The sequence below is a fragment of the Mesorhizobium sp. M0040 genome (assembly GCF_040323505.1).
Taxonomy (GTDB): Bacteria; Pseudomonadota; Alphaproteobacteria; order Rhizobiales; family Rhizobiaceae; genus Mesorhizobium.
This window is the reverse complement of record NZ_JAMYVA010000101.1, coordinates 1-6,858: the sequence shown is the minus strand read 5'-3', so window position 1 is coordinate 6,858 and position 6,858 is coordinate 1. Positions and strand designations below refer to the sequence as shown.

Annotated in this window: 7 protein-coding genes and 1 pseudogene; 5 read left to right on the top strand and 3 right to left on the bottom strand. The window is 60.1% G+C overall.

Annotation, left to right across the window (positions count from 1 at the left end; all coding sequences use genetic code 11):
• Positions 1-320 precede the first annotated feature (320 nt).
• From NKJ91_RS33030 to NKJ91_RS33010, 5 genes are all read left to right on the top strand, one after another.
• Positions 321-1,571, top strand: coding sequence for a lanthanide ABC transporter ABC transporter substrate-binding protein PedA1 (locus NKJ91_RS33030; protein ID WP_352458845.1), 1,251 nt, complete (start codon positions 321-323; stop codon positions 1,569-1,571).
• 21 nt (positions 1,572-1,592) lie between these two features.
• Positions 1,593-2,558, top strand: coding sequence for a YVTN family beta-propeller repeat protein (locus NKJ91_RS33025; protein ID WP_352458844.1), 966 nt, complete (start codon positions 1,593-1,595; stop codon positions 2,556-2,558).
• A gap of 98 nt (positions 2,559-2,656) precedes the next feature.
• Positions 2,657-3,445: a lanthanide ABC transporter ATP-binding protein PedB/LutE gene (locus NKJ91_RS33020; RefSeq protein WP_352458843.1), complete on the top strand. Its 789-nt coding sequence runs from the start codon at positions 2,657-2,659 to the stop codon at positions 3,443-3,445.
• 11 nt (positions 3,446-3,456) lie between these two features.
• Positions 3,457-4,317, top strand: coding sequence for a lanthanide ABC transporter permease protein PedC (locus NKJ91_RS33015; RefSeq protein ID WP_352458846.1), 861 nt, complete (start codon positions 3,457-3,459; stop codon positions 4,315-4,317).
• On the top strand, positions 4,317-4,946 hold the full coding sequence (locus tag NKJ91_RS33010) for a hypothetical protein (RefSeq protein ID WP_352458842.1): 630 nt from the start codon (positions 4,317-4,319) through the stop codon (positions 4,944-4,946). The genes NKJ91_RS33015 and NKJ91_RS33010 overlap by 1 nt, the downstream gene beginning before the upstream one ends.
• Positions 4,947-4,973: 27 nt before the next feature.
• Here NKJ91_RS33010 and NKJ91_RS33005 read toward each other — a convergent pair whose 3' ends face one another.
• The 3 genes and pseudogenes from NKJ91_RS33005 to NKJ91_RS32995 all read right to left on the bottom strand — a co-directional run.
• Positions 4,974-5,174 (bottom strand): hypothetical protein, encoded by a 201-nt coding sequence (locus NKJ91_RS33005; protein WP_023678847.1) that lies wholly within the window; start codon positions 5,172-5,174, stop codon positions 4,974-4,976.
• Positions 5,175-5,469: 295 nt separating this feature from the next.
• Positions 5,470-6,285, bottom strand: a complete 816-nt coding sequence (locus tag NKJ91_RS33000) for an oxidoreductase (protein WP_352458841.1) — start codon at positions 6,283-6,285, stop codon at positions 5,470-5,472.
• Between the two features lie 66 nt (positions 6,286-6,351).
• Positions 6,352-6,771, bottom strand: a pseudogene (locus tag NKJ91_RS32995) (beta-ketoacyl-[acyl-carrier-protein] synthase II); the annotation flags it as partial.
• Positions 6,772-6,858: the final 87 nt, after the last annotated feature.

Here is a 6,858-nt window from a genome sequence, read left to right as displayed (position 1 = left end):
CCTCGCCATCACGGGGACCGTCGAGGTCGACCTCCATGATCTCCAGCGGCTTTCCGGCGGCGACGGCGACAGCGGCGCGCGTTTTCATCAGGCAATCCTCCCATGACGACCCATAGAGTTTCTCATTCCGCCATTGCTGCGGATGAGACCGCAACACGCTCATTCATCCTCGAAAAGGCATAGGACTAAAGCAGACACATAAGTCCACTTGCACGGCTTTGATAAATCTTGTGGCGTCCGCTAAGCTCATTGTGGGCACCTTGAATTCGCGCTGGTCCGGGAACAATCGGACTTTAGTGCAAGAATGGGCAGTTTTATCGATGACGAGCGCGGTGCCAGGCACTCTCGCGGCCTTTTTGTGCTTTTTTTTCCAGACCGCCAACGTTACAGGCGTGATGGCCCAGGAAGTGACGGGCAAGCAACCGGTCGCAGCCGACAGGCCGGAAAGAAAGATAACCGAAATCAGAATAGGTTATTTGCGGGCCTACGCGCCGCAACTGGCGCTTTCCCTGCTGGACCTGCCGCCACGCGACGAAGGTGTCGCCGGCGCCAATGTGGCGATCGGCGATAACAACACGACAGGAAAGTTCCTCAGCCAGAAATTCAGCCTCGACATAGCCGAGGTCAAGCCGGACGCCGACGCGGTTCAGGCGTTCAACGATCTGATTGCCAAAGGTGACCGCTATGTTGTCGCTGACCTCTCGGCCAGGCAATTGCTGTCGATCGCCGACATCGCCCGCGACAAGGGCGTTCTGGTCTTCAATGTCGGTGCCACAGACGACAGCCTGCGCGAGGAAGACTGCCGCATAAACATTTTCCATGTGGCGCCGACACGAAGCATGCTGGCTGACGCGCTGGCGCAGTATCTCGTGATAAAGAAATGGCCGAATTGGGTGCTGCTCTATGGTTCGCATGAGCGGGATCATCTCTATGCGGCCGCGTTGCGCCGCGCGGCGGCTCGCTTCGGCGGTCAGATCGTCGCCGAGAAGGAGTTCAAAGACACTGGCACGGCGCGCCGCACCGACACCGGCGCCACGCAGATACAGCAGCAGATTTCCGTGTTCACGCAGGATCTGCCGGATCATGACGTGGTGCTTGTCGCTGATGAGAGCGAGGTGTTCGGAACCTATGTGCCCTACCGCACCTGGACACCGCGGCTGGTCGCTGGCACGGCCGGTCTTGTCGCATCGTCCTGGCATCCCGCGAGCGAGCAATGGGGTGGCATTCAAATGCAAAGCCGTTTCCTGAGGACGACCGGCCGGCGAATGCTGTCCAAGGATATGTCGGCCTGGACGGCGGTGCGGGCGGTGGGCGAAGCCAGCACACGGACCAATGGCGACGATCCGAAGAAGATCAGCGACTATATCCGCTCGGACGATTTCTCGGTCGCCGCCTTCAAAGGACAGAAGCTGACCTTCCGCAAGTGGAACCATCAGCTTCGCCAGCCAATCCTGCTCGGCGACACCAAATCCGTGGTCTCGACATCGCCACAGGAGGGTTATCTTCACCAAATCTCCGAGCTCGATACGCTCGGCGTCGATCAGCCGGAAACGAAATGCGTCCTTAAGTAGAACCAATCGGGAGGAATTTTCGTGCAGAGACGAGCTTGCGCACTCGCCATTCTCGGCTTCATGGCCAATCCGGCGTGGGCTTACACCGTTTATGTCTCCAACGAGAAAGACAATACGATAACGGTCGTCGACACGGCGACGATGCAAGTGGTGAAGACCGTCGAAGTCGGCCAGAGGCCGCGCGGTATCACCATCTCGCATGACGGCAAGTTCATCTATTTGTGCGCCAGCGATGACGATACGATCGAAATCATCGATACCGCGACGCTGCAGATCGTTGGCACGCTGCCATCAGGCCCCGATCCCGAACTGTTCGTGCTTTCGCCCGACGGCAAGACGCTCTACGTCGCCAACGAGGACGACAATCTCGTCACCGCGATCAACGTCGAGAGCAAGCAGGTCATGACCGAGATTCCCGTTGGGGTGGAGCCTGAAGGCATGGCCGTCAGTCCCGATGGCAAAACCATGGTCAACACCTCCGAAACCACCAGCATGGCGCATTTCATCGACACCGACAGCCATGAGGTGACCGACAACGTCCTGGTCGACACGCGTCCGCGCTTTGCGCAATTCAAGCCCGACGGATCACAGATCTGGGTCAGTGCCGAAATCGGCGGTACCGTCAGCGTCATCGACAGTCTCAAACGCGAGGTGGTGAAGAAGATCCAGTTCGCGATTGCGGGACTGCGGCCCGAAACCATCCAGCCGGTCGGCATCGCAATCAGCGCGGACGGCAAGAAAGCCTATGTCGCGCTCGGCCCAGCGAACCACGTCGCCGTCATCAACACCGAAACCTACGAGGTGGAAAAATACATCCTGGTCGGCCAGCGCGTCTGGCATCTCGACTTCACCCCCGATCAGAAGACGCTGATCACCACCAACGGCAATTCCAACGACATCACCTTCATCGACACGGCGACGGACGAGCCGGTTCAATCGGTTACGGTGGGCCAGCAGCCTTGGGGCGTGGCCATATCGCCCTACTAGACCGCAGCAATGATCAGGGAGGCCGACGTGATGAATATTTGCCGCGGGGATGTTGCAAGTGCACTAGATGACCAGCGCGCCCCGAAGGAGCCAGCGGCATGCAGCATGTGAGGACAAGCGGAGCTGGAGAGGAGGTGGCAGCGCTCGATGTTGCCGGCATCAGCCATTCCTATGGTCCGAAGCGAGCGCTCCAGGACGTCTCATTCTCGATCGCGCCGGGAACTTTCACCGTTCTGCTCGGCCTCAATGGAGCCGGCAAGACAACTTTGTTCTCACTGATCAGCCATCTTTACGGCACCCGCCGCGGATCGATCCGCATCTTCGGCCATGACGTCAGCCGCGCTTCGGGCGAAGCGCTCAGGCGTGTCGGCATCGTATTCCAGGCACGCACGCTCGACCTCGACCTCAGCGTCCACCAGAACCTCTCCTACCACGCCTCGCTGCATGGCATTGGCGGACACCAAGCCCGGCAGCGCATTGCCGCGCTGCTCGATACAGTCAACATGCAGGGCCGTCAGCATGACAAGGCACGCAGTCTTTCCGGCGGCCAAATGCGGCGCATCGAGATCGCGCGGGCGCTGCTCCACCGCCCTTCCCTGCTGCTGCTCGACGAGGCGACGGTCGGTCTCGACATCCAGTCGCGTGCGGGCATTTTGACCACCATCCGCAAACTCGTCGAAACCGAGGGCATCGGTGTGCTGTGGGCGACGCATCTGATCGATGAGGTCGAAGACGGCGACCATGTCGTCGTGCTGCGGCAGGGCGAGCTGGTTGCCAAGGGTAAGGTGGCCGATGTCGTTGCGACGAGCGGTGCCAGTTCGATCCGCGATGCCTTTTCCAGGCTCAACCGCATCGAAACAAGCGGCATCGCGGAGATGTCGCCATGAGCGCTCCCGCAATGCCCGCAAAAGTCGCCGCCCTCACGCCGGTGAAGTTCGAACAGTTTGGGCTCCACCACTACCTCGTTTGCCTCAAAGGGATCGTCGTGCGGGAGTGCCTGCGCTTCCTGCATCAGCGCGAGCGCTTTATATCCTCGCTGGTTCGGCCGCTCGTCTGGCTGTTCATTTTTGCCGCCGGATTCCGGCAGGTGCTCGGCGTATCGATCATCCCGCCCTACAAGACCTACGTGCTCTACGAGGTCTACATCACGCCGGGCCTGTGCGGCATGATTCTGCTGTTTTCGGGCATGCAGTCTTCGCTGTCGATGGTCTATGATCGCGAAATGGGCAACATGCGCACCCTGCTGGTCAGCCCCTTCCCGCGTTGGTTTTTACTGATCTCGAAGATGCTCGCCGGTGTCGCCGTGTCGATCGCGCAGGTCTACGCGTTCCTGATCGTTGCCTGGTTCTGGGGCGTCAAGGCGCCGCCGCTTGGCTATCTCACCGTGCTGCCGGCACTGTTCCTGTCAGGCATGATGCTGTGCGCGCTCGGCATGCTTCTGTCCTCAATGATCAAGCAGCTCGAAAACTTCGCTGGCATCATGAACTTCGTCATCTTTCCCGGCTATTTCGCTTCTCCGGCACTCTATCCCTTGTGGCGTATCCAGGAGGCTAGCCCCCTGCTCTACAAAATCTGCCTCGCCAATCCATTTACTTACGCCGTCGAACTGATCCGCTTCGCCTTCTACGGCCAGGTTGACTGGCTGTCGCTGGGCGTCGTTGCCGGCTGCACGCTGCTGTTCCTTGCCGCCGCCATCATCGCCTACGACCCTTCGCGCGGCCTGATGACCCGCAAACAGGACACGGGAGGAAATGCCTGATGGCGCGAATGATCCATGTTCGCGGTCTGGCTCTGGTCGCCATGCTCGCGCCGGGCGTCAACGCCATGGCAGCCAACCCCGATCCAGACTGGCCCTGCATGCAGCGCAAGGTGCCGCAACTCTCGCTCGGCCAGATCTGGAGCGGACCGGACCTTCCTTCAGCCGCGAAGGACTGGTCGAAGGACCCCACCATCTCCGCCCTGATCGAGGAAGTGGCAGCTCGCCGGATGCCGATTGCGGAAGCTCAAAAGAAGATCAGGGATTTCGCGGCCTCCTTGCCGGCCGAGCAACTTGCACCCAAAATGGCGATGATGGTGCAAGGCATGTTCGACCACCTGGACGCCGAGCGCTCGCAGGTGATCTCCGGCATTTCCCGCTACGCCCACAAGCAGCTCGAAATGGCCGCCGCGTTGCGCAAGGAAGCGTCCGATGTCGATGCATTGCGGGCAAAGCCGGATGCAGATCCCGAAGAGATCGATCGGCGAACCGAACAGCTGAAATTCGCAACGCGAATTTTCAATGAACGCGTCCAATCACTGACCTACGTCTGTGAAGTGCCGACGATAATCGAGCAGCGGCTTTATCAATTGTCCAAGGCCGTCTCGGAAACGCTCGCCGCGAAGAAATAGAACCTCATTCGATCTTCGCGGCGGATATCACGATCCACGGCCGGGCAGCACGCGCCAGCGCTGAACGAAATAACCGGGATGCGTCTCGATCCACTGGGCTACCAGCGATTGCGCCTGCATGAAGGCGGTCCCGGGATTCATCGCCAGGCCGTCCACCATCTGTTCGCGTTGTTCACAGGTCTGCGGCACATCCGTCAGGCAGACCATCATAACGAGCGTGTAGAGCATTACCCCTTGTCCCCCTCGATTCCCGAACCCCATGCCCGGGAGTTTCCGTGATACCGACCAGTCTGCAGGGATCGCACATACGGATCACTTACGGGTGTGAAAGGAACGTGGCCCCCGCTCTTTCGCGCCGCAATATAACATGGCGCTAATCTAACGCCAATGACCGCAGGGCTCGGTCGCGGACGCGCGCGCATCGAAGATGCGCGTCCGGCTGTGCCAGTGCCAAAAAATGTGAACTCCTGGAACGCGCTCTCGCATGGGCTCGACCGAAACAGGAATATCATTGTTGTCGACCTCAGACCGGCAGTCCGTTCTGCTTTCGCAGGCTCTTGTCGAAAGCGGATGCGGGGACGAAACGGCGCAGGAAACTGACCTGGCGCGCCATTTTTCCAGCCGCATAGCGCCCCTTCGGAGCGGGATCGGTCGCAGCCGCCAAAACGGTCCTGGCCACCACTTCCGGCGCATCGCCTTTTTCCATCGCTTTCCGCACAGCTGCATTCATGCCGGCGCGCGCAGAGTCATAGATGTCAAGCAACTGATCCGGCCTGGCGAGATTTTCTTCAAATGAGGTGCGGGTATAGGCGGGCTCCACCAACACGACGCGAATTCCGAAAGTACGCAGTTCGTGGTCGAGCGATTCGGAATAGCCCTCAACGGCATGCTTGGTCGACGAATAAAGCGCGAAATAGGGAGCTGGAATGAACCCCTGCACCGAGCTCAAATTGACGATTCTGCCCTTGCCTTGGCGGCGCATTGTCGGCAACACCGCTTTGGTTACTCGCATAACGCCAAAGACGTTCACGTCAAACAACGACTTGGCCTGGGCCATCGAGGACTCCTCCGCGCCACCAAGCAGGCCAACGCCGGCATTATTGACAAGCAGGTCGATGCGCCCGGTCTCGGCCAGCACGTCCTGGACAAGTTTCGCCACGGACGTGTCATCGGTCACGTCACAGGCCAGCATGGTAACGCCATCGGATCGGTCGACGACCGCGCGACGGCTGGTTCCGAACACGCGAAAGCCCGCGTTCTGCAGGGCTTTGGCCGTTGTGTGCCCGATACCGCTGGATGCCCCCGTCACCAGGGCGACGCCTAGATTGGTCTTGTTCATGGAGGTCACTTCTTTCTTCGTTTTGGATTGGCGTGGGAGAAGCACGACAGGTCGGAGCGAAAGGCGTCAATCATGAGCGCCTCCGGTACTCGCGCCGGCCAGATCATCCGTCCAGCGCCGGAACAGCGCGCTGGCATTAACGCCTCCGAAGCCGAAGCCATTGGAGATTGCATAGCCCATCGCCATCGGCCGGGCCCGGTTTGCGACGAAGTCGATCCCGTCGCCGGCCGGATCGGGAGCGCTCAGATTGAGGGTCGGCGGTGCCATCTGATCCCTGAGCGCCAGGATTGCGAAGATTGCTCCGAGCCCGCCGGCGGCTCCGAGCAGGTGTCCGGTCGCCGATTTCGTTGCACTGACAGCTATCGCGAAATCGCGCCCGAACACGCTCTTGATCGCTTCGATCTCACCCAGGTCGCCCACCGGCGTGGAGGTCGCATGGGCATTGAGATGACGAACCTCGCGGGGCGAAATCCCATAAGCGCTAACTTAGGGCATGGCAGCTATCCTTGCTGCGGCGGATTGGTTTTTGCGCCGTCTTGGTGGGTCGCAGACGTGACGAATGATTTCGGTGAC

What these genes read in the sequence shown, in the direction of transcription:
- NKJ91_RS33030 (WP_352458845.1), top strand. Translation starts at nt 321, where the DNA reads ATGACGAGCGCGGTGCCAGGCACTCTCGCGGCCTTTTTGTGCTTTTTT.
- NKJ91_RS33020 (WP_352458843.1), top strand. Translation starts at nt 2,657, where the DNA reads ATGCAGCATGTGAGGACAAGCGGAGCTGGAGAGGAGGTGGCAGCGCTC.
- NKJ91_RS33015 (WP_352458846.1), top strand. Translation starts at nt 3,457, where the DNA reads ATGCCCGCAAAAGTCGCCGCCCTCACGCCGGTGAAGTTCGAACAGTTT.
- NKJ91_RS33010 (WP_352458842.1), top strand. Translation starts at nt 4,317, where the DNA reads ATGGCGCGAATGATCCATGTTCGCGGTCTGGCTCTGGTCGCCATGCTC.
- NKJ91_RS33005 (WP_023678847.1), bottom strand. Translation starts at nt 5,174, where the DNA reads ATGCTCTACACGCTCGTTATGATGGTCTGCCTGACGGATGTGCCGCAG.
- NKJ91_RS33000 (WP_352458841.1), bottom strand. Translation starts at nt 6,285, where the DNA reads ATGAACAAGACCAATCTAGGCGTCGCCCTGGTGACGGGGGCATCCAGC.